Annotated in this window: 19 protein-coding genes and 1 pseudogene; 9 read left to right on the top strand and 11 right to left on the bottom strand. The window is 67.2% G+C overall.

What is annotated here, in order from left to right:
- Positions 1–169: 169 nt before the first annotated feature.
- Positions 170–637 carry a DoxX family protein gene (locus ACFXBC_RS16450; RefSeq protein ID WP_385024089.1) on the top strand — a complete coding sequence of 156 codons (468 nt, stop codon included), beginning with the start codon at positions 170–172 and terminating at the stop codon, positions 635–637.
- Positions 638–686: 49 nt separating this feature from the next.
- On the opposite strand, the gene ACFXBC_RS16445 is transcribed toward ACFXBC_RS16450, so the two are convergent.
- Both ACFXBC_RS16445 and ACFXBC_RS16440 read right to left on the bottom strand, forming a co-directional pair.
- Positions 687–1,316, bottom strand: a complete 630-nt coding sequence (locus ACFXBC_RS16445) for a superoxide dismutase family protein (RefSeq protein WP_385024087.1) — start codon at positions 1,314–1,316, stop codon at positions 687–689.
- A gap of 21 nt (positions 1,317–1,337) precedes the next feature.
- Positions 1,338–1,481: a hypothetical protein gene (locus tag ACFXBC_RS16440; RefSeq protein ID WP_385024085.1), complete on the bottom strand. Its 144-nt coding sequence runs from the start codon at positions 1,479–1,481 to the stop codon at positions 1,338–1,340.
- Positions 1,482–1,638: 157 nt separating this feature from the next.
- Here ACFXBC_RS16440 and ACFXBC_RS16435 point away from each other — a divergent pair, with 157 nt between their 5' ends.
- Positions 1,639–2,268 (top strand): DedA family protein, encoded by a 630-nt coding sequence (locus ACFXBC_RS16435; protein WP_385024083.1) that lies wholly within the window; start codon positions 1,639–1,641, stop codon positions 2,266–2,268.
- A 61-nt stretch (positions 2,269–2,329) separates the two neighbouring features.
- On the opposite strand, the gene ACFXBC_RS16430 is transcribed toward ACFXBC_RS16435, so the two are convergent.
- From ACFXBC_RS16430 to ACFXBC_RS16420, 3 genes are all read right to left on the bottom strand, one after another.
- Positions 2,330–2,593, bottom strand: coding sequence for a DUF2277 domain-containing protein (locus ACFXBC_RS16430; protein ID WP_385024081.1), 264 nt, complete (start codon positions 2,591–2,593; stop codon positions 2,330–2,332).
- Positions 2,594–2,635: 42 nt separating this feature from the next.
- On the bottom strand, positions 2,636–3,994 hold the full coding sequence (locus tag ACFXBC_RS16425; RefSeq protein ID WP_385024079.1) for a DUF1254 domain-containing protein: 1,359 nt from the start codon (positions 3,992–3,994) through the stop codon (positions 2,636–2,638).
- 520 nt (positions 3,995–4,514) lie between these two features.
- The gene (locus ACFXBC_RS16420; protein WP_385024131.1) at positions 4,515–6,431 is read right to left on the bottom strand and encodes an NAD-binding protein; all 1,917 of its coding nucleotides are present in this window, start codon (positions 6,429–6,431) and stop codon (positions 4,515–4,517) included.
- A gap of 407 nt (positions 6,432–6,838) precedes the next feature.
- On the opposite strand from ACFXBC_RS16420, the gene ACFXBC_RS16415 reads away from it, so the two are divergent.
- On the top strand, positions 6,839–7,999 hold the full coding sequence (locus ACFXBC_RS16415) for a SpoIIE family protein phosphatase (protein WP_385024077.1): 1,161 nt from the start codon (positions 6,839–6,841) through the stop codon (positions 7,997–7,999).
- Positions 8,000–8,041: 42 nt separating this feature from the next.
- Here the strand turns inward: ACFXBC_RS16415 and ACFXBC_RS16410 are convergent, their stop codons facing one another.
- Positions 8,042–8,800: an SDR family NAD(P)-dependent oxidoreductase gene (locus ACFXBC_RS16410; RefSeq protein ID WP_385024075.1), complete on the bottom strand. Its 759-nt coding sequence runs from the start codon at positions 8,798–8,800 to the stop codon at positions 8,042–8,044.
- Between the two features lie 157 nt (positions 8,801–8,957).
- On the opposite strand from ACFXBC_RS16410, the gene ACFXBC_RS16405 reads away from it, so the two are divergent.
- Together ACFXBC_RS16405 and ACFXBC_RS16400 are read left to right on the top strand one after the other, a co-directional pair.
- On the top strand, positions 8,958–9,605 hold the full coding sequence (locus ACFXBC_RS16405) for a TetR/AcrR family transcriptional regulator (protein WP_385024073.1): 648 nt from the start codon (positions 8,958–8,960) through the stop codon (positions 9,603–9,605).
- A gap of 286 nt (positions 9,606–9,891) precedes the next feature.
- Entirely contained in the window at positions 9,892–10,050 is a 159-nt protein-coding gene (locus ACFXBC_RS16400; RefSeq protein ID WP_385024071.1) for a hypothetical protein, read from the top strand.
- Positions 10,051–10,155: 105 nt separating this feature from the next.
- Here ACFXBC_RS16400 and ACFXBC_RS16395 read toward each other — a convergent pair whose 3' ends face one another.
- Positions 10,156–10,383, bottom strand: a complete 228-nt coding sequence (locus ACFXBC_RS16395) for a hypothetical protein (protein WP_385024069.1) — start codon at positions 10,381–10,383, stop codon at positions 10,156–10,158.
- A gap of 381 nt (positions 10,384–10,764) precedes the next feature.
- Positions 10,765–11,043 carry a cold shock domain-containing protein gene (locus ACFXBC_RS16390; protein WP_385024067.1) on the bottom strand — a complete coding sequence of 93 codons (279 nt, stop codon included), beginning with the start codon at positions 11,041–11,043 and terminating at the stop codon, positions 10,765–10,767.
- A gap of 84 nt (positions 11,044–11,127) precedes the next feature.
- Here ACFXBC_RS16390 and ACFXBC_RS16385 point away from each other — a divergent pair, with 84 nt between their 5' ends.
- Positions 11,128–11,922 carry a carbon-nitrogen hydrolase family protein gene (locus ACFXBC_RS16385; RefSeq protein WP_385024065.1) on the top strand — a complete coding sequence of 265 codons (795 nt, stop codon included), beginning with the start codon at positions 11,128–11,130 and terminating at the stop codon, positions 11,920–11,922.
- Between the two features lie 377 nt (positions 11,923–12,299).
- On the opposite strand, the gene ACFXBC_RS16380 is transcribed toward ACFXBC_RS16385, so the two are convergent.
- Positions 12,300–13,364, bottom strand: a complete 1,065-nt coding sequence (locus ACFXBC_RS16380) for an HNH endonuclease (RefSeq protein ID WP_385024063.1) — start codon at positions 13,362–13,364, stop codon at positions 12,300–12,302.
- Positions 13,365–13,578: 214 nt separating this feature from the next.
- Between ACFXBC_RS16380 and ACFXBC_RS16375 the strand changes: the two genes are divergently transcribed.
- Together ACFXBC_RS16375 and ACFXBC_RS16370 are read left to right on the top strand one after the other, a co-directional pair.
- Complete coding sequence (locus tag ACFXBC_RS16375; RefSeq protein WP_385024061.1) at positions 13,579–15,399, top strand: DUF262 domain-containing protein; 1,821 nt, start codon at positions 13,579–13,581, stop codon at positions 15,397–15,399.
- A gap of 740 nt (positions 15,400–16,139) precedes the next feature.
- On the top strand, positions 16,140–16,433 hold the full coding sequence (locus ACFXBC_RS16370) for a hypothetical protein (protein ID WP_385024059.1): 294 nt from the start codon (positions 16,140–16,142) through the stop codon (positions 16,431–16,433).
- A 14-nt stretch (positions 16,434–16,447) separates the two neighbouring features.
- Here ACFXBC_RS16370 and ACFXBC_RS16365 read toward each other — a convergent pair.
- Positions 16,448–17,328, bottom strand: a protein-coding gene (locus ACFXBC_RS16365; protein ID WP_385024129.1) for an IS5 family transposase whose coding sequence is annotated in 2 segments (ribosomal slippage) — positions 16,448–16,968 and positions 16,968–17,328 — 882 coding nt in all. Because the reading frame shifts where the segments join, the coding sequence is not laid out codon by codon here.
- A 53-nt stretch (positions 17,329–17,381) separates the two neighbouring features.
- Between ACFXBC_RS16365 and ACFXBC_RS16360 the strand changes: the two are divergent.
- Positions 17,382–18,213, top strand: a pseudogene (locus ACFXBC_RS16360) (tyrosine-type recombinase/integrase); the annotation flags it as partial.
- A 64-nt stretch (positions 18,214–18,277) separates the two neighbouring features.
- On the opposite strand, the gene ACFXBC_RS16355 reads toward ACFXBC_RS16360, so the two are convergent.
- Positions 18,278–19,120 carry a hypothetical protein gene (locus tag ACFXBC_RS16355; protein WP_385024057.1) on the bottom strand — a complete coding sequence of 281 codons (843 nt, stop codon included), beginning with the start codon at positions 19,118–19,120 and terminating at the stop codon, positions 18,278–18,280.
- Positions 19,121–19,221 lie beyond the last annotated feature (101 nt).

Genomic DNA, 19,221 nt, shown 5'->3' with positions numbered 1-19,221 from the left:
GGAGTCGGCACGGATCCGGGGGCGCCGCGCGGTGGCGGCCCGCCCCGGGCAGAGGGGAGAGAAGCCGGGCGGGGAGCGGAAAAGCTGACTAAATGTTGAACTTGCAAGTTCTAGTCAGGCATACCTAATCTAAGGCTGCTCCGTCCCCCACCGAAGGAGTTCCACCGTCATGTCTTCTTCGATATCCACGGCAGTGTCCTCGCTCGGTCGGCGGACCGACCAGGCACGCCCCTACGTCCTGGCACTCTTCCGCGCCGTGGTCGGCCTGCTCTTCGCCTGCCACGGCGCTGCTTCCCTCTTCGGCGTGCTCGGCGGCGCGGTGGGTGGCGGCACGGTGTCGGCGGGCACCTGGCCCGACGGATACGCGGCCGTCATCGAACTCGTCGGCGGCGTACTGGTGCTGACCGGACTGCTGACGCGCCCTGCGGCGTTCATCGCCTCGGGTTCGATGGCCTTCGCGTACTTCCATGTGCACCAGCCGCACTCCCTCTGGCCGCTCCAGAACGGCGGTGAGCCCTCGGTGATGTTCTGCTGGGCCTTCCTGCTGCTCGTGTTCACCGGTCCGGGCGCCCTGGCCCTCGACTCCGTGCTCGTCACCCGCAGGCGCGTCACCGAGCCGGCCCCGGTGGCGGCCTGACCCACAGTCCGGCCCGCGGCCGGACCCCGTGCGCCGCCCCGCCGGAGCCTTATGCGGCGGGGCCGGCCGACGGCCCGAACGGCACCGTGAAACACCCGACGGGGTCCGCCGAGCCGCCGCGCACCCCGTCGATCACCACCGATCCGGCGCCGCCGGGCCGGAATCCCCAGCCGCGCCGCGCCGTCACCGTGGCCGCACCCTGCGCGTCGGTGGTGAAATCCAGCCGCACCTCGTCGGCCGGGCCCGGCTTCCGGCCGGCCGCGCCGTGCAGATAGCGCGGGCCCGCCGCGGCCGGGGTGCCGCCGCAGGGCCTGGTGTGCACCCGCATACCGAAGCGATGACCGGGCGTCAGCCCCGCCAGCCGCGCCGTCACCCGGGTGCCCGAGGGATCCGTGTACTGCTCGACCTCGATCCGGGAGGCCGCGGGCACCAGCCTCATGTCGTACGTCACCGCCGACGACGGGACGAACGCGGTGGGCGGAGCGAACCGGGCGTGGACACGCTGCCAGTACACCCCCGCGGGGCCGCCGGCGGCCCCGGCGGGCGCCTCCGGCGCACTCCGCACCGGCACACCGCGCTCCACCGGGCTCCCCGCCGCGGCACCCCCGGCGGGCGCCACCCCGCCGCCCGTCAGCATCGCCAGCGCCGCCGCTCCGGCCAGTACCCCTGCCACCGCCATCGTCCGCTCCTTCTGCTCGTTCTACTCGACCCGCTCGGTCCGCTCGACCCGCCCGGTCCGCCCGGTCCGCCCGGTCCGCTCGGCCCGCTCGTCCGTCACCGCTCGGCGGACGTACGGCCCCAGCCTGGGCGCAGCGCGGCCGAATCTCCGCACGGAAGCCGTCATCCGGGTGAACGGGACCTTTCGAACATCCCGCCTGGGGCGGGCCCCGGCGAACCCCCGGCGGATCGGAGCGGAACCTCTCCGCGTACGCTGTATGGCTGTACAGCCGCATCTGCCGCTCCCCTGCGACGCCGCGGCGCCTTCACGAACGGGGAGTCCGGTGTTCGAGAGCGTGCGGTCGCTGACCGACAGTCCATGGATCTATGCCGTGGTAGCGCTCTCCGTCGTCCTCGACGTCTTCGTACCGCTGCTCCCCAGCGGGGTCCTGGTGATCACGGCGGCCACCGGCGCCGCCGCAGGCTCGACCACGGTGGCCGGCCAAGTCCCGCGCAACGTACCGGACTTGCTGATCCTCACCGCGTGCGCCGCGGCCGCGTCGGTCGTGGGCGACCTGGTCGCGTACCGGTTGGCCTGGCGTGGGGGCGAACGCCTGGACAGGGCCATCGCCCGTTCCCGGCGTCTCAGCAGCGCCCAGGAACGCCTCGGCACGGCGCTGGCCCGGGGCGGCGGTCTGCTCGTCGTGATAGCGCGCTTCGCACCCGCCGGCCGCTCCGTGGTCTCGCTGGGCGCGGGCGCCGCTCACCGCAGGGCGAAGGAGTTCGTGCCCTGGTCGGCGCTGGCGGGTGTGGCGTGGGCGGGGTACAGCGTGGGGCTCGGATACTTCGGCGGCCAGTGGCTGGGCGCGAGCTGGCTGGGGACGGCGGTCTCGGTCCTCGCCCTGTTCGGCGCGGGCACGGTGGCCGCGCTGCTGATACGGCGTCCCGCGCCGGTGCCCGCACCGGCCTCGTGACCCCGGGTGCCCGCACCGGCCCCGTGACCCGGCACCGGACCCGGCACCCGCCCGCGCGGCCTCAGCCGCCCGGCTGCGCGGCCCCCTCCGTCGTCCCCCGGCTGTTCCCGTTTCCGCTCCCCCGTACCTCCAGGTCGGCGAGGAGTGTCCCGGTCGCGCGGGCGATCTCGTCGACGGCCCGGTCGAACACGGCACGGTTGTGCGCGGCGGGGGCCCGGAAGCCGGAGACCTTGCGTACGTACTGAAGCGCTGCGGCCCTGATGTCCTCGTCGGTCGCTTCCCCGGCGAGCACGGGCGGACGGAGAGTCTTGATACTGCGGCACATACCTCCAGTGTGACGCGGTCCTGCGCCGTCCGGCCCACGGTGTCAGGCGGCCCCGGGCTCATGTTTCGGGGTGATGCGCGGGATCTCGTAACTCCCGTCCAGGACGGACTGCTCCGGCGTGTAGAGACGGAGCATCGGCCGGAAGTCGCCGCTTGGCGCGGGCAGCCAGTTGGCCGCCTCCGCCGGGTCGGTGGGGCGGTCCTTCTGGATGTGCAGGGTCAGCGAGCCGTCGTCGCCGTAGACCAGACCCGGGGTGCGGTCGCCGATGGAGTAGCGGTCGGCGGGGTTCGCGACGAGGTAGTAGTCCGGTGAGTCGTACATGGTCACGGACCAGAAGGACAGCACGGGCGGCGGGCTGTCGAAGCGCAGGGTGTACTTCCGGGAGCCGTTGAGCCAGTGGCCGTCCGCGTCTTCAAAGGTGTGCGCGTACACCGCTTCGTAACCGTGGTTGCCCCAGAGCCCGGTCCGTGCGGCCACCGCTCTGGTCAGATACGACGACGTCCGGTCGGCGATGCGCCACTCCGGTGAGTCATGGGTCCCCACCCCGAACCAGTCGAGGTTGTAGTCGAAGAGGTGCGGATTCATCTCCCAGGCGCCGGGGGGACGGGCTCCGTCCACTCCGGTGTGACTCGCCTTCTCGACCCGCGAGGCCCCGCGCCGCAGCCCTTCGGTGAGCGCGTGTACGAGTTCCGGGGCCGCGTGGCGGTACGGCGAAGGGCCCTCCTCCAGGAGTTGCAGCGGCTGGAAACGGTCCTGGTAGGCGCGGTCGTCGGCCGACGGCGGGAAGGCCGCCATCCAGACCCGCAGCTTCTCGAAGAAGTGCAGCGGCTCCGGCACATCGGGGTCAGGGGCGGGCAGCCAGTTGTGGTGCATGACGGCTTCGAGGACCTTGAGCGTGAGCCGCCGCTGGAGCCCGTGCACCCGCGGCAGGTCGGCGGGGCCCTCGCAGGCGAAGCGTCCGGTGAGGGAGACGACGGTGGTCGGCGCGTCGATCACCCCGGTCATCCCCTCGGGGGTCTCACCGGCCCAACCGGGCGGCACGATCAGCCACTTGGTCTCGCCGGTACCGGTCGCGCGGCGGCCGACGTACGCGAAGTTGTTGCTCCACGCGTCGATGAACTGCAGCACGTAGTACGCACCGAGGGTGTCCGGTACGTGCAGCGCCAGCGGGCCTCCGGAGAGGTCGAGCTGCGCGATCGAGTACACCGTGTCGTTGTTGACGGAGACGAAGCGCGCGTCGGGGGTGGCGAGCCGCGAGGAGTGCGCGAACTCGTTGAAGGAGGCCGAGGGCAGCGAACCGAACCCCTCGTGGAGCGCGGCCTGCACCATCGACAGGTCGAAGACCAGCGGATACCCGTAGACGTACGCCTCGGCTGCCAGCTCCGTGAGGTCGGAGGGCACAGGAGGCACGGAGGGGGCGGCCCGACCGGCAGCATCAGAACGGTCCGAGGGGCCGGCGGGAGCGGAGGGGCCGGCGGGGGCGGAGGGGCCGGCGGGGGCGGAGGGGCCGGCGGGAGTGGAGGGGCCGGTGGGGCTGGTCGGGCCGGTGGGGGCGGAGCGGTCGGCTTCGTCGGTCACTGCGGACTCCTCTCGGCCGCGCACAGGCGCGCGGGAGCGCGGGGGCTGCGGCGGGAATCCCGTGATGCGCACGTCCGCCACAGTCCGGTGAGGTGTTCCGGCCCTGGTGGACCCGGCGGTGGGCCCGGTGCCACTGCCCTCCCGGTGACAGCTCCGACCCTCCGTGAGCACCCCCCGCTCAGCCACCGGAGCGCGTCCATCCGGGTGAATGTGTCCCTCCGGGTGAAACCGGGACCGGCCGCGGTCGCGGTCGCGGTTTCGGTTTCGGTTTCGGTTTCGGTCGCGGTTTCGCTTCCGGAACAGAGCGATCCGGAAGCGCGACCGCGCGCACCCGCCCAGCCCCCTACGGCTCCGACGTGACGCGGGACTGCCGCCTCCTGCCCAGCAGATCGGCCAGGCCCTGCCGGGTCCCCGCGATGACGACCCGGTCCTCGGGGCGCAGTACGTAGCTCTGCGGCAGGTTCCAGACCAGTTCGGCCTTGCGGTCGTCGCCGCCGTACGAGGAGCGGGGCGCGGACAGATCGGCGCGGCGCTCGTCCGGGTCCGCGAGATCGAGCGCGAGGATCCGCCAGGCGCCCTCCCTGAAGACCTCACCGAGCGTGCGGCCCTCCAGCAGGGGATGGCCCGCGACCTCCACGGCGGCGAACAGCAGCACCCGGCGTTCGACCGGCATGGCGCCGAGGATCTGCCGGCCCATCATCGCCGCGGCGAAGGCGGGTGCTGCCAGCGTCGAGACGCTCCGGCTGCGGGTGACCGCCCGCGGATGGGCCGTCCGCAGCGTACGGAAGACGGCGGAGGCGAACGCGTCGTCGAAGAGCCGCATCGACACCCGGAGGTTGGGCTTCACCGTACGGGCGTAGAGGGCGGCCTCCAGATTGGTGATGTCGGCGCTGGTGAGCGCGAGCAGTGCGCGGGCGCGCTGGATCTTGGCGGCTTCGAGCACGCCCTCCGTGGTCACGTCGCCGATCACGATGGGCACCCGCAGCCGCCGGGCCAGGGCGATCCCGCGCGCGTCCGGATCGGCCTCCACACACACCACGGGGATGTCCAGCTCCCGCAGCCGCGCCAGCACCCGCGAGCCGATCTTGCCGAGCCCGAGCAGGACGACATGGCCGGAGAGCCCGCGCGGCGGCCTGCGCAGCGCGGCGGCGGTACGGAACGTACCGAGCCCTTCCAGTACGGCGGCGACCAGCACCGGCAGCAGCAGGAGCCCGGTCAGCCCGGACAGCATCTGGATCACCTGGCGGCCGGTGGGCTCGCCGATGGCGGGATCGCCGATCGCGAAGATGTCGAGGATGGTCAGATACGCGGCGTGGACCGGCGGATCGCCGGTGGTCAGCCAGGACGCGACGGCCAGGCCGAGCACCGAGACGAAGATCCCGAGGAGGGACCAGCGCAGCCGTCGCGAGAACACCTGCGCGAGGGGCGCTCCGCGCCCGGCCAGCCTGCTCGGGGACAGATCGGGGCCCCGGTAGGAGACCGTCTCCAGAACGACGGTGCCCCGCCCGGCCGCCGCCCGTACGGACTCCTCGTCGGGCAGGAGCTGGGGGCCGTCCTCACCACTGCTGTCCGAACCGTCGGCGCCGCCCGGGTCGCCCGTGGTCGACGAGAGCAACGCCAGGGTGCAGAGGCCGGAGTCCCCCACGGGACCCGACCGGATGCCGGGCGGCCGCTCCACCGCGCGCAGCAGCAGCCCGTCGGCCTGGACGACCTTGCTCGTACCGGCGACCACCGTCGCGGCGAGCGCGGGGGCCGCGGTGTCGGCGTCGGAGAGTACGGTCGTGGAGGCGTCGACCTCACCCCGGCCCATGTCCGGTGCGCTGACGGCGGCCGCCTGGTCGAGCAGTTCCTCCAGATGCTGCCCGAGCTTGCGGTTGTAGAGCCGGATCACCAGCCGCAGCCGGGGGTTGAGCCGACGGGCGGCGAGCGCGGCCCGGATGTTCGCCTCGTCGTCCTGGTGGACGAGCGCCAGTGCGGACGCCTCCTCCACCCCGGCCCGCACCAGTACGTCGTCGTCCAGGGCGGCGGCTTCGAGCAGCCGGTCGGCCACCGCGTCGGAGCCGCCGGACGACGGTCCGGCGACGACGCGCGACATCCGCCCGAAGAGCGCGGAGGCCCGCCCGACCGGGGAAAGCTGGGTGTCCGCCGGGGCGCCCGGGACCCCGGCAGGCGGGACGACGAGGGTCACCGTCTCCCGGTACACACCACGCAGTTCGACGGCGAGCCGGTGGGCCAGACCGTCGTCACCGCAGACGATCATGTGCCCTTCGGCGGTGCTCTGCTGGCTCTGGTGCGGGAGTGAGTACACGTCAACAGAGACTGCCTCATGGGGGTGTTCGGTTTCATACGCGGGTCCGGCCCGCTCGCCCTGTGTTCGGACGGCCCGTGTTCGGACGGCCCGTGTTTGCCCGTGTTCGGACGGCCCGTACAGCCGGCCTCGATTCCATAACGGCGCAGCCACTCCCAATGCTTCGCAAGGGAAACAGTTGCATAGTCTAAACATCTAAGGTGGGCGGGGCCGGGGCCGTGTCCCGGCCCGTACCCGGGGGCGCGCATACCCGCGCCCACGTGCAACGGAACCGCACGGATGACCGTCTGACAGCTCTGGAGAACCGAGGAGACACGAGACCGCCCGCGAATCACCCGCCACACCATCGGAGAGCCGCTGTGCCAGAGGAGAAGAGCCCCGCGTCTGCCTCGCTGTCGCTGCTGTCGATCCTGCCGTTCGCGGTGATGGGCGTGGTCGCCGGGGTGGACATCTCAGCGGGTTCGACCGTCGGGTTCCTGCCGCTGATCTCGCTCGGACCGGCGTTCTCCGGGCTGATCGGCGGCTGGCGGCGCACGGCTGTCGTCGGGCTGCTCGCGCTCGTGCTCTGCTACTCGCTGGCCTGGCACGACGGGGCTTTCCACGCCAGACGCGGCTACACCGCGATGTCCTCGGTGCTCGGCGTGACCGTCGCCGGGATCGCCGCCGCCGTCATGCGCCAGCGCCGCGAGGCGGAGCTGGCCAGCGTCCGCTCCATCGCCGAGGTGGCCCAACGGGTGCTGCTCCGCCCGGTGCCGCACACCGCGGGTCATCTGCGCGCGGCCGTCTCGTACACCTCGGCGGTGGCGGAGGCGCACATCGGCGGTGACCTGTACGAGGTGGTGGCCGCCCCGGACGGCGTGCGCGTGGTCGTCGGGGACGTCCAGGGCAAGGGGCTGGAGGCCGTCGAGACCGCCGCCGTGGTCCTCGGGGCCTTCCGGGAGGCCGCGCACGACGAGCCGGATCTGGCGGGGGTCGGAGCCCGGGTCGAACGCTCCGTGGACCGGGCGCTCCAGGGCGAGAAGTTCGTGACGGCCCTGATCGCCGAGATCAGTCCGGAGAGCGGCGCGCTCTTCCTCAACTACGGTCACCCGCCGCCCCTCCTCGTACGGGCGGACGGCTCCGCGCACTTCCCCGAACCGGCCGATTACGCGCTGCCGCTGGGCCTCGGCGTCCACGGAACCGACGGGCCCGAGCCCTTCCGTGTTCCCTTCGGCCCCGGTGACCAGCTGCTTCTCTACACCGACGGGGTGACCGAGGCCAGGGACCAGGACGGGACCTTCTACCCGCTGGGCGAGCGTCACCGGCTGCTGCGGGACGACGATCCCGAGCGCGCGCTGGAGAGCCTGCGCAAGGACCTGGTGCAGCACACGGCAGGACCGCTCCAGGACGACGCGGCCATGCTGCTCCTGCGGTACCGGGACGACGTCGCGGTCGGCAGAACCTGGAACACGGCACGGCAGGAGGAGACCGCCCCGGGCTCCCCGGCTCCCGCGGAGCCGCCTGCTCGCTCCACCCCCTGAGCTGCCCGTACCGCCCCGGGCCTGCTATTGCGACAACATTGCCTACAGCAGGGCGCCGCCGGATACTTCGAGGCGCTGGGCGGTGACCCATCGCAGGTCATCGGAGGCGAGCGCGGCGATGGCGTCGCCGATCTCCTGCGGTTCGCCGACGCGGCCGAGCGCGGTCTGCGCGCTCAGGCCCTCGCGCATCTGCGCGTCGTCCCGCATGGCGCCGCCGTTGAAGTCGGTGGCGGTCGGCCCCGGCGCGATGGCGTTGACGCGGATCTTGCGCGCCCCCAGCTCCACGGCCAACGTCCGGCTGAGGACCTCGACCGCCGCCTTGGAGGCCGAGTAGACCGAGGTACCGGCACTGGTGTGGCGGCTGAGGGAGGAAGAGACGTTGATGATCCGCCCCCCGTCGGCCAGCACGGGCGCAAGCGCCTGGATGAGGAAGAACGTGCCGCGCACATTGGTGTCCATCACCGCGTCGTAGTCGTCGGCCGTGACCGCTTCCAGCGGTCCGAACAGCCCGATCCCGGCATTGTTGACCAGGACGTCCAGCCGGGTCGCGTCCCAGCGCTCCAGCTGCGCGGCCAAGTGGGAGACGAAGGCAGGAAAGGAGGCCACGTCGCTGATGTCCAGCCGCAGTGCGGCGGCCGTGGCGCCGGCTTCCTGAACGCTCCTGACCGTCTCCTCGGCCTCCCCCGCGTCGCCGCGGTAGGTGACGATGACGCGTAGCCCGTGCCGGGCCAGCGACTGGGCCGTGACCCGGCCCAGCCCACGATTGCCGCCGGTCACCAATGCGATCTTGCCTGACTCCATGAATGCTCTCCCTGCGGGAACGGCGGGAACGGAAGGACGCCGACGGGAAATGCTCCCGTCGCACGAATGCGAGTCGCACGACTCGCCTCCCTTCCACGTAAACATCTGCACAGTGGCGAGTCAAGTGACTCGCCTCGTGATGGGTCATACTGGGCCCATGACCGCAGGACTCTCCGCGCACCATCAAGACCTCGCTCGGCGCAAGCGCGAGGCGATCACCGCAGCGGCCACGAAGCTGTTCCTGGAACGGGGCTACGACGGGACCTCGCTGGCAAAGATCGCGCAGGAAGCAGCCGTCTCGAAGTCCACGCTGTTCAAGCAGTTCCCCACCAAGGCGGCGCTCTTCGAAGCCATCGTCACCGAGTACTGGAAGGGCGGTCCGGACCCGGTGGCGCCCGCGACGCACCCCGGTGACCTGCGCGCCGGCCTGAGCGCGATCGGCCGCCAGTACGCCGACCTGATCGGCCGGCCCGCGATGGCGGCCCTCTTCCGTATCGTCATCGCCGAACTGCCGCGCTTCCCGGAACTGGGACGGGCTCAGTTCGAGCTGGGCAAGCTGCCCTACTTCATCTCCGTCCAGCACTACTTGGAGGCCCAGCACGCCACGGGCACCGCGGTGGTGCCTGACGCGGAGAGCGCCACCAACCAGTTCCTCGGCATGATCGCCAACTACGTCCTGTGGCCGCGGATGCTGCTCGCCGACTGGAGCCCCGCACCTGCCGACATCGGCCACGCCGTCGACGAGGCGGTCACGACGATGCTCGCCCGCTACGGCCGCAGCGCCGACGATCCGCAGCACTCCTGACTGACCGAGGGGCCTCCCCGCAGCCTTCCTGGGGTCCTGGGGTCCTGGCGCCCAGGGGTCCGGGGCGGCCGTCCTCGCCCACAGCGGCGCGGTGCCGGAGCCCTCAGCCGGGGCGGCCCGCAAGCGTCATTCCCGGCGACGGTGCCCACCGGCTGCGCCGCCGCCGGGAGTGCAGACGGTGTCCCCGACCGTCGCCTCGGCGCTGCCGTGGCGCGGCACGGGCGTGGGGGGGGCAGGCGCTGCCAGCGGTTGCGGGCCCTGTCGGCATGCCCTGAGCCCCTTGGGTATGCCTCGCGGGATCCAGGCCGTGATCCCGCAGCCCACCGACCGGGCCGCCACCCGTAAACGCCTCGGCAGCCCAGCCGGCAGACCACCGGCTTTCGACCGCGCCGCCTGCAAGCAACGCACCACGGCCGAGGGCTGCATCAACAAACTCAAGCAGTGACACGGCCCGTCCACCCGCTACGACAAGGCCGCCACCATCCACCCCTCAGGACTCCACCTCGCCGCCATCTTCATCTGGTCAGCGCGGTGATCCGAAGGAAATGCCCTAGACCTCGACGGAAGAGCCCTGAGCCCCGGGCCACTGAGTAGCCGGGGTCACGTCGGCCGCCCCGTAAGTCACCGAGGAATCCTGCGCATCGGGCCACTGACCGGCCACGGTCCTGCTCGTGCCCCTATGGGATTCAGCCGTCACGTGCCAGGTCAGACCGATCACCGACAACGAAAGCACCGCCGAAACGGCAGCAGCGGTCAGCTTCTTCTTACCGTTGTTCATACGTTCCCCTCAGCACTCAACCAGCCGTCGGGATCAGCCGGTCAGAGCCAACTCCTGGCTGGTCAGGCGGTCGACTATGTGTTGGCGCGTCAGATTAACATGGCATGCACATACCGGACTTGACGCTCAGCCCGGCACGATGTCCAGGGTCGGCGGACGCAATTGCTGTACGAGGCGGGACGCTGAAGCCGTCGCCGACCGGTGGCGGAAACGACCTGCCGCCTGGCGGACGAACCGATCGGCCACGGGCCCCTGGTCTGGCCGCGTGGGGCCCTCGGCAAGGGCCATGGCCGGCCGGCACACCCCTGACGTGCTCGTCGGCGGATCCGACGGCCGCTCGGGGGGGGGCTTGCCGCACGCCGCCTTCCAACCTCGTCGATGTCAGACAGACCTGGGAACGATGCTCACGGCGCGGTAGTCGTACCCGTCCTGTCTGAAGCCCGGTGCCTCCCAGACCAGATCGACCTGTTGACCTGCTGGCAGCGTGCGACATCCAAGCGCCTGGATGTCGGCATAGTGGCCGAAACATCCGCCGGGGGTCTGGGGCGAGTCGAGGACACCCCACCCCTCCTCGTCACTCCACTCACGCACAGTCGCGGTCACGGCTCCGCAGGCCGTCCGAGCTCTTGCGATCCTCGCCCGGATGCTCGGATTCCACATCAGAGTGGCCGCCCAGTGGGGGCAGGTACCGAGTGAGGACTGGTCCGCCTACGCTACCGAGTTCAGCCGTCGGAAGAAGGATTCGTGAAGTTATCCCTAACGGTCGCGCAGTTCCCTATCACGTGGGACGTTGAGCGGAATCTGGAATTGATCTCCGAGGTCCTGGCCGAGACCCGACCCGACGACATCGTCGTCCTGCCCGAGGGCGCACTGTCCGGCTACGGATCCGACCTCTCAGCCCTGGCCAACCTCGACACTCCGGCCCTGGCACACGCCACAGACCGAGTTGCTGACCTGGCACAACAAAACGCCATCCATCTGTTCTGCGGCACGTTGTTGTTCGACCGGGGAGTCTGGAGCAACGCCGCCGTCTACTTTTCACCCAACGGCGCCAGGTGGATCTACCGGAAGATCAACCTGGCGATGCACGAACGCGGCCGACTGGAAGCCGGGACGGACCTCTCCACGCTTTCCATCCCCATGGCTGGCGGGCCAGTCAGGCTCGGTGTCCAGATTTGCCGGGAGATCCGCTTCCCCGAGCAGTGGCAGCACCTTGCCGACAGCGGAGCTCAGGCATTCATCTACCTCACCCACGCAGTCAATACAGCCGAGCCGGCCGGAGTCTGGAGAAGCCACCTCATCAGTCGCGCAGCAGAGAACCAGCGGTTCGTCCTGGCGGCGAACGTCGCGGACCCTCACCAGCACTGCCCCAGCATGATCATCTCCCCGCGAGGAGAGGTCCTCGCAGAGGTGACCTCCGGCAGCACCGCCGTCATCAGAACCACCATCGACCTGGATCAGTCCGCCAGTTGGTACCTCGGCCAGCGGCGACAAGACCTGCTGAGGCTGTCCTACGAAGGACAGGCCCTATCGATCTGAACCGAACCAAGGGCGCCTGCCCACAGACAGGCACTCGGGGGCCAATCTCGGAGGGGCCAATACCGACTCCCCTTACGCGTCGTCCAGGACACGCGGCGCGAGGCGGTGAGTCACCTCGACCGCATGCTGAAGCGGCAGCGTCCCAACCGTGGTGACCACGCCCGGTGATGTCAGAAGTGGATGCCAAAGGCCCCCAGCCATGATCGGCTGGGGGCCTTCGCACTGGTGGGCGCGGACGGTTTCGAACCGCCGACATCTGCTTTGTAGGTTCGACCGGAGCCGCCTACGCGACCTGGCAGGCTCGTCCGTGGTTGCCGTCCAGGGCTCTCCAGGTCTGTCGTTGTGCAACGACGTTGATGTCAGGAGTGGATGTCAGCTCATGGGTTCGGCACCTGCTCGTCAACCGGCCTGCGCGGTCGCGACAAAGCCGCGGCAGCACGTCTGTCGTTTGCATGCTTCTGCTCAATCGAGGCACGCAGTTCCTCAGGAGTCGGCCACGGCGCCTGCCTGTGGATCATGCGGTGACAGTTGGCGCAGATGAGGGCCAGGTCGCTGAGCTTGGTGCGGCTTTCCCCAGCTACGTGCAGGGGCAGGACGTGATGGCACTCGATGTACCCGGCTCCGCGGTCCCCGTAGAACTTCTCAAAGTCGAAGCCGCAAGCCTCGCAAGCGAGCTGTCCGCCAAGTTGAAGAACAGAAGCGATCTTCTTCTTGCGCAGGCCCCTGTCCCGTTCGCGCGCCCTGTGCCAGCGCATGAGCAACCGCCCCTCAGGCGCGCTGAAGTCGTCGCCGAACTCCTCTTCCTCGGTCGGCACGAAGGACTGCAAGTCGCCGGTCGCAATGCCCTGCCGAATCAGCCTCGCGGCCTCGGTCATCGCCTGCGGCCGAGCAAGGAACTCGCGCAGGACGGCGGCATCCAGTGCACCGCCGTTGGTGGGCTTCCCCTGGTACTCCGGGTGCCGAGTAGCAATATCGAACGTCTTACGAGCGACGCCGTTGGGGTTGCGGAACTTCTCGTTTCGGTCCGCCTCAGCGTGGATGGGAAGCAACTGGAGCAGGGCGGACAGCTCCACCACCCGGCCATCGCCGGCATCCAGCCCCTTCCAACCGTTCCCCATCACGAGCTGACAGGCAAGGATGATCTCGTCGCGAGCCCAGTCCGGATTCTTGATCGCCTTGACCTGAAAGCCCACCCGCTTGAGCCACGCCGCGGCGTGATCCTTGCCGCCGCTGAACTCGTCCGGCCTGAGGGCCCGCCCCTGATCCCACTTGTGAGCCACCCCCGCAACGGCCTTGGAGTCGTACTCCCGACCTTGGTGGACCAAGGCGTAGGACCGCGCCTCCCCGAAGCCGTACTTCGCCAGGAAGACGTCACGCCCCAACTCGTCATGTTCCGCCAAGACCTTAAGCACGGACTCTCGCGTGATCGCTCCTCTTCGCATAGAAGGATCGTAGGACCGAGCCCGGGCTACACTCTCGCCCTTCGACACAGGGCGGTGACTCACGCCATCGATAGCGACTTCAGCGCCGGGCCAGGAGGCAAGGCTGCAGGACAGGCAGCACAAGCCGTTGACTCTTCATCCAAAACGTATGCCCAGTAGCTTGGTCTTGCGATACCGTTCGCAGCAGAGTCAGTGGATGGCATGGAGGCTAGGAATGTCCGAGGCGAATCCGAGCAGCGACCTTATTCCAATTGAGAGCAAGACGAAGACCATACAGACCTGCTTTCAGCAATGCCTTTACGAAGTCCCCAATTTCCAGCGCCCATACAGCTGGTCACGAGATCAGCTCGTCGATTTTTGGGACGACGTAATCCTAGCGAAAGGCGACTTTTTCTTCGGATCCACGGTAACGTGGGTCAGCAAGAAAAGAGACCTATTTAGCGACACTTATTCCATTATTGACGGTCAACAACGACTAACCACGAGCGCAATCCTTCTGTCCGTTGTGCGTGATGCACTTGATGAAGTAGCTAATAAGCACGCCAACGTTGCCAGCTTTGATGCCGGCGTAGCCAGCAGTCAGGCCCTAAGCACCCAGAAGTATTTGGTCGTCAAGGATGACGACGGTAAGAGCCATCCAGTTTTGCGCCGACCCGAGAGCATGTTTTACGAAGAGATCCAGAATCCAAATGCCATACCATCGGGGGCAAAGTGGAATAAAAGCGCCGAGCGAATTGGGGAGGCGCGCTCCTTCTTCGAGGAAAAAATCCTTTCCGCCCTCAAGGGATTGACGCCAGATGGGCAAGTTGAGCATCTAAAATTGATTCGCTCAAACGCTTTGAAAGCGCGGGTGATTCAGGTTGAGCTGGCATCCGAGGAAGACGGCTTCTTGGTCTTCGAGACATTGAATACGCGTGGATCTGACTTGCGACTGTCAGACCTGGTCAAGAATCTCCTGATTCGCGGAAGCTCTACAGATGCCGACGACAGGAGAGCGGTTGCAAGTCGCTGGGAACGAGTAGTAGACAGTGTTCAGCTAGGGCGCGTTAGCGCGGATGTCGTCGACAGATTTATTTGGCAGTCCTGGAACTCTCGTCGCGAGGCGGTAAAGGAGCCCGAACTATTCAAAGCGATTAGCCGTATCGTGAGTGCAGGTCCAGACGCACATCTTTCATATCTGCGGGAACTCGAACGCGATGCGGAAACTTATCAATGGCTTGAGGCTGAAAATGTGCAGGTGCAGCCGAAATCTCGTGGCCTACGAAATGCGTTCGCCGTTCCAGAATTCGTTGACAGTGTTCGCGCGCTTGCACTTTTCAATGTCTCTGTAGCGAACTCCACGGTACTTGCAGTGGCTCGCAAGTTCCGCGAAACAAGGTTGCTCAAGGTAGCGCAGGTCATCGAAGTTCTTAGGCTAGTTGAAGCCTTCCATTTTCAGTACACAGCGCTCACGAATAGCGGATCTACTGGCGGAACTCGAAGCCGATATAACCGCTTTGCTGTTCGCTTGGAGAGCGCTACCTCCTCCACCGATGTGGCGGTGGCTATCGAGGACTTGAAAGAAAAACTTCGCACAAGCCTGCCCGACCGCACAAGATCTGTTCAAGCATTTTGTTCGCTGTTCTACGCCCCGTCGCTTCAGTTGAATCAGGCGCAGAAGCTCCGATCTCGTAAAATCTTCATCGCTTATGTGCTGATGTCTTTTGCGAAACTGGAAGGGCTATTGCCCGCGGGCCAGAATCTCGCGACTTGGTCAATTGAGCACATCAAGCCTCAGTCTGTGGCCTCCAAGAACCATCTCGACCCGGTCTACTCGATTGGTAATCTGACGCTACTCACCAACCGTCTAAACAGTGCCCTTGGGGATGCACCATTGTCTTCTAAGGCTGAGGCGCTTAGGAAGGGAAGGGCATTTTTCGATACGGAGCTCGAAGCGTGGGAAGCGAACTCCGACGCCTTCCCGTCTGATGCCCAGATCGAGGAAAGATCGCGTTTTCTGGCGACCGACGCGCTGGACCGGGTTTGGAAGCTATAGATGGATCCTATATGCCGAATAGGCTGCGGAGTCCCTCCCGTGAACGTACCACTCACTCCGGCCCCCATCCCGTCCGCCTTCGACCCACACACCGTGGAGCGGGCGTGGTTCAGGGCGTCAAGGTGGAGCGCACCACCGTACGAACGACCTTGACGCCCTGGGACTCGACTGCTCGGCTATGCCTGGGTCGAAGGTGGTCGGGGTGGGCGTCCCACGACGCTCGCCACGCTCCGGCCGGCACTCGCGAACGGAGCCCCCCCCCCCCCATCCCAGAGTCTGAGCGCCCCCGCCGGAGGCATCGTCTTGAAGCCGCGGGCTTGGTTCTCGTCTCATGCCCCTCGGGCCTACACAGCGGGCGCGCGTCGGCGGCGGCAGCGCCGAGCGGGCCGAAGGTAGGAGCGCGGGCGCAGCCAGAGCCGGGAAGCGCGCCCGGCGGAGCGGAGCGCAGCCGGGTGCCTTGATGAGGTAGAGAAACCTGTAACAGCTCTCGGTAGCCGGAATCGGTGTCTTGGCACCTCTGCGGGGGCGTGGTGCGGTGGACTCCCAAACCGAGGGGGGGTAGGTAGCTGTGCTGCAAGAGGACTTGGTGGGGAATCGGCCGGGAGATGCGATCCGGAGGAAGCTCGTAGAACTGGAGTCCAACCGAGCGAAGAGGCCGTTCGCCCGCTGGTCGCCGGATCGGGAGATACGTAGCGGGGTGTTAGGTGCTCCGGCGGATCTTGGAGCCGTAGGCTCGAAGCATGATTAATCTCCAGGTCCGCAGCGAGGTCGGCACGATCGAGGCTCGCGCCAAGCACGGTGTGGTCTGGGGGCCGGAGCTGGCGGGTCTCGACGAGTCGGTGTTTCCGATGCTGGGGCACCTGTTGCCCTATGCAGACACTGTTTTCAACAGTCGCCAGGTGGCCACCCTGCTGGCCGAAGTGCCGGGTCTGCCTCCCGGCGTGGTCACGGAGGAGTTCGCGCGTGAGCTTCTGGACCTGGGCCAGACGGTTCTCGACGGACACCACCTCTACCTGTGGTTCCTCGGGGACTGAGACAGCAGGTCTACTCAGCCCCTGAGCCAGAGCCGGATCGCCGCGGTGGCGACGGTGCCGTGGAAGACGTAGGCGCGTTTGTCGTAACGAGTGGCGACGGCCCGGTGGTTCTTGAGCCGGTTGATCGTCCGTTCGACTTCGTTGCGGCGCTTGTAGATCTCGCTGTCGAAGCCGGTGGGCCGACCGCGCTTGCTGCCGCGGCGCTTGCGATTGGCTCGCTGGTCCTTCGGCTCGGGAATCGTGTGCTTGATCTGGCGTCTGCGCAGGTAGCGGCGGTTGCGCCGCGAGCTGTATGCCTTGTCGCCACCGACGTGGTCCGGCCGGGTTCGCGGGTGACCGCCCTGAGGGCGGTGGACCCGGATCCGTTTCAGGACCTCGATCATCTGCGGTGCGTCACCCCACTGGCCCGGTGTCACCAGGAAGGCCAGCGGGCGGCAACCTCCCCCATCGGCGAGGTGGATTTTGCAGGTCAGGCCGCCCCGGGACCGTCCGAGCCTTTCGTCGGGTCGGTGGTTTCGGGGCATCGATCTTTTTTCGGGACGTGTGGTGCCTTCTTGCGGGCCCCGGCCGCGTGCTGATGGGCTCGGCAGGAGGTGGAGTCGACGCTGACCATGGTCCAGTCGAGCCGGCCAGCCAGGTCGGCGTCAGCCTGGATGGCACGCAGGATCCGGTCCCAGGTGCCGTCTGCCGACCAGCGGCGGTGCCGTTCGTAAACGGTCTTCCAGCTGCCGAAACGCTCGGGAAGATCCCGCCACGGCATGCCGGTCCGCACGCGAAAGAGGATCCCGTTGACCACCTTTCGGTGATCGCTCCAACGACCGCCGCGTCGCCCGGCGGACGGCAGATGCGGCTCCAGCCGCACCCACTCCGCATTCGTCAGATCACCCCGCCCCATGCCGAGCACAACGACGAGCCAGCCCGACAGTCACATGATCCGCCGGACAGGCCCTAGTCCTGCGCGACCGGCAAGGCGTCCCGACGCCCACCCGTTCGGCCAGGCTCTCCGAATGGCTGCCCTATTGGCTGGAGGAGTTCGTCAGGGACGACAACAAGAAGACGACGTACGCCAAGTACGAGACCCACGTACGCCGCTACCTGATCCCGCAAATCGGCTCCAAAGCTCGTTCCTGCCCCACGTGTGGCGTCGCGGGAGCTGAAGCCACGGGACCTGGAGGAGACGGCGGCCTTCCTGGAGGCCGCGAGGAAGGATCCGCTGTATACAGCGTTCATGCTGGCCGTGGCTCTGGGGCTGCGGCGAGGAGAAGTCCTTGGGCTTCGCTGGTCAGACATCGACTTGGAGCGCCGCACGCTCACTGTGCGAAACCAAATCCAGCGGGTACAGAAGGAGCTGTACGCAGACTCCACGAAGAACCGCAGCACGCGAGCCATCCCCGTACCGCTCATGTGCGTGGCGCCGCTGCGCTGGCAGCGTCTTCGTCAGAGCGAGCAGCGCCTCACCGCAGGGCATGCCTGGCATAACAGCGATTACGTGTTCACGACCAAAACCGGGCGACCGATCGAGCCGAGAAACCTCAGCCGGTCATTCGAACGCATTACGGAGGACGCCGGGCTGCGCCGCGTTCGCCTGCACGACGCACGGCCCGGGTGCGCCACGCTCCTGTCCGCCGCTGGCGTGCCAGCGCGGGTCGTGATGGAAATTCTCGGGCACTCGCAAATTGCTGTCACGATGAACATCTACACCCACGTGTCCGACGACAACCGGCGGGAAGCAATGGGTCACATGGATCGCCTCCTACGGCGACGGCACCCAACTTCCTGAATGTAGGCATCGCCGCCTGCAAGCGCGAAACACAGGCGGCGATGCCTCGTTCACAGCGGATGGATTACACGGAAGAGCTACTCGGCCCAGACTTAGCTTTACGACCATCTGGCCCCCAGCGACCTTCGCTATACCAATCTTCATCCACTGTCGATCGCCGCTCGACCGGGAATTTTTGAGCCACTTTTGCATCGAATTCGCTGACAATCTTCATTGCGCTTCGGGCAGTGCGGACATAGTCAGGCATAGTCGTCGGATAGGAACTACCTCTAACTAGCCCCTTCTCTCCGGTCAATCGAATAAATCGCTCATCCACACGACTCCGCCTATGAACGATCAGATTACGCAACTGAATACCCTTCTTCAGGCTGACCCAGTCATCCTCATCCTGATGCAAGTTCAGCCCTAGGCGCTTGGTGACGTACTGTGCAATATCATCCAGACCCTGGAAGGATAGTTGGGCAACACGCTTTTCGGCAGCCCACGACACAAATTCAGTGATTGTTCCGTGCTGGAGTACGTCTTCCAACGTCACCTGCTCCTGGGATTTCAGGAGGCTAGGACAGACTATGAGAACCTCTGAAATCACATCAGAAACGTATACGAGAAAATTCTCCACAGACCGCGTAACTCCGAATTCAGCAGAAACCGGAGCAAGTTTTTCGACGGTCTTTTTCATGCCTCTCACATTGGAATAGAATTCCGGAAAAATCTTCTCCGGGTCCCCATCCGGGGCAACATGCGAAAAGGTAGATCCAATGCCACGCACAAGCTTCTCGTAGTGCTCAAGGATCAGGCTCGCAGACGCGGCATACTGCACATCCCGCGTATGCTGTGAATAAAATCGGCATGCCGCTTCCGTGGCGACCGCCGGCGTCCAGGTGAACCAGTCTCTCTGATCGCTCATATTCCCCCACCGATCAACACCGCGACGTGCAGATATCGCATTCAGAGTAGGGGAAACTGCATCCCTCTGACCTAGGTTCACCGGACCGATACCACATCTCT

This window comes from Streptomyces sp. NPDC059398 (assembly GCF_042751845.1).
In the GTDB taxonomy this organism is placed as follows: domain Bacteria; phylum Actinomycetota; class Actinomycetes; order Streptomycetales; family Streptomycetaceae; genus Streptomyces.
Note: the sequence above shows the minus strand (reverse complement) of the source record. Positions and strands in the feature narration are given on the sequence as shown.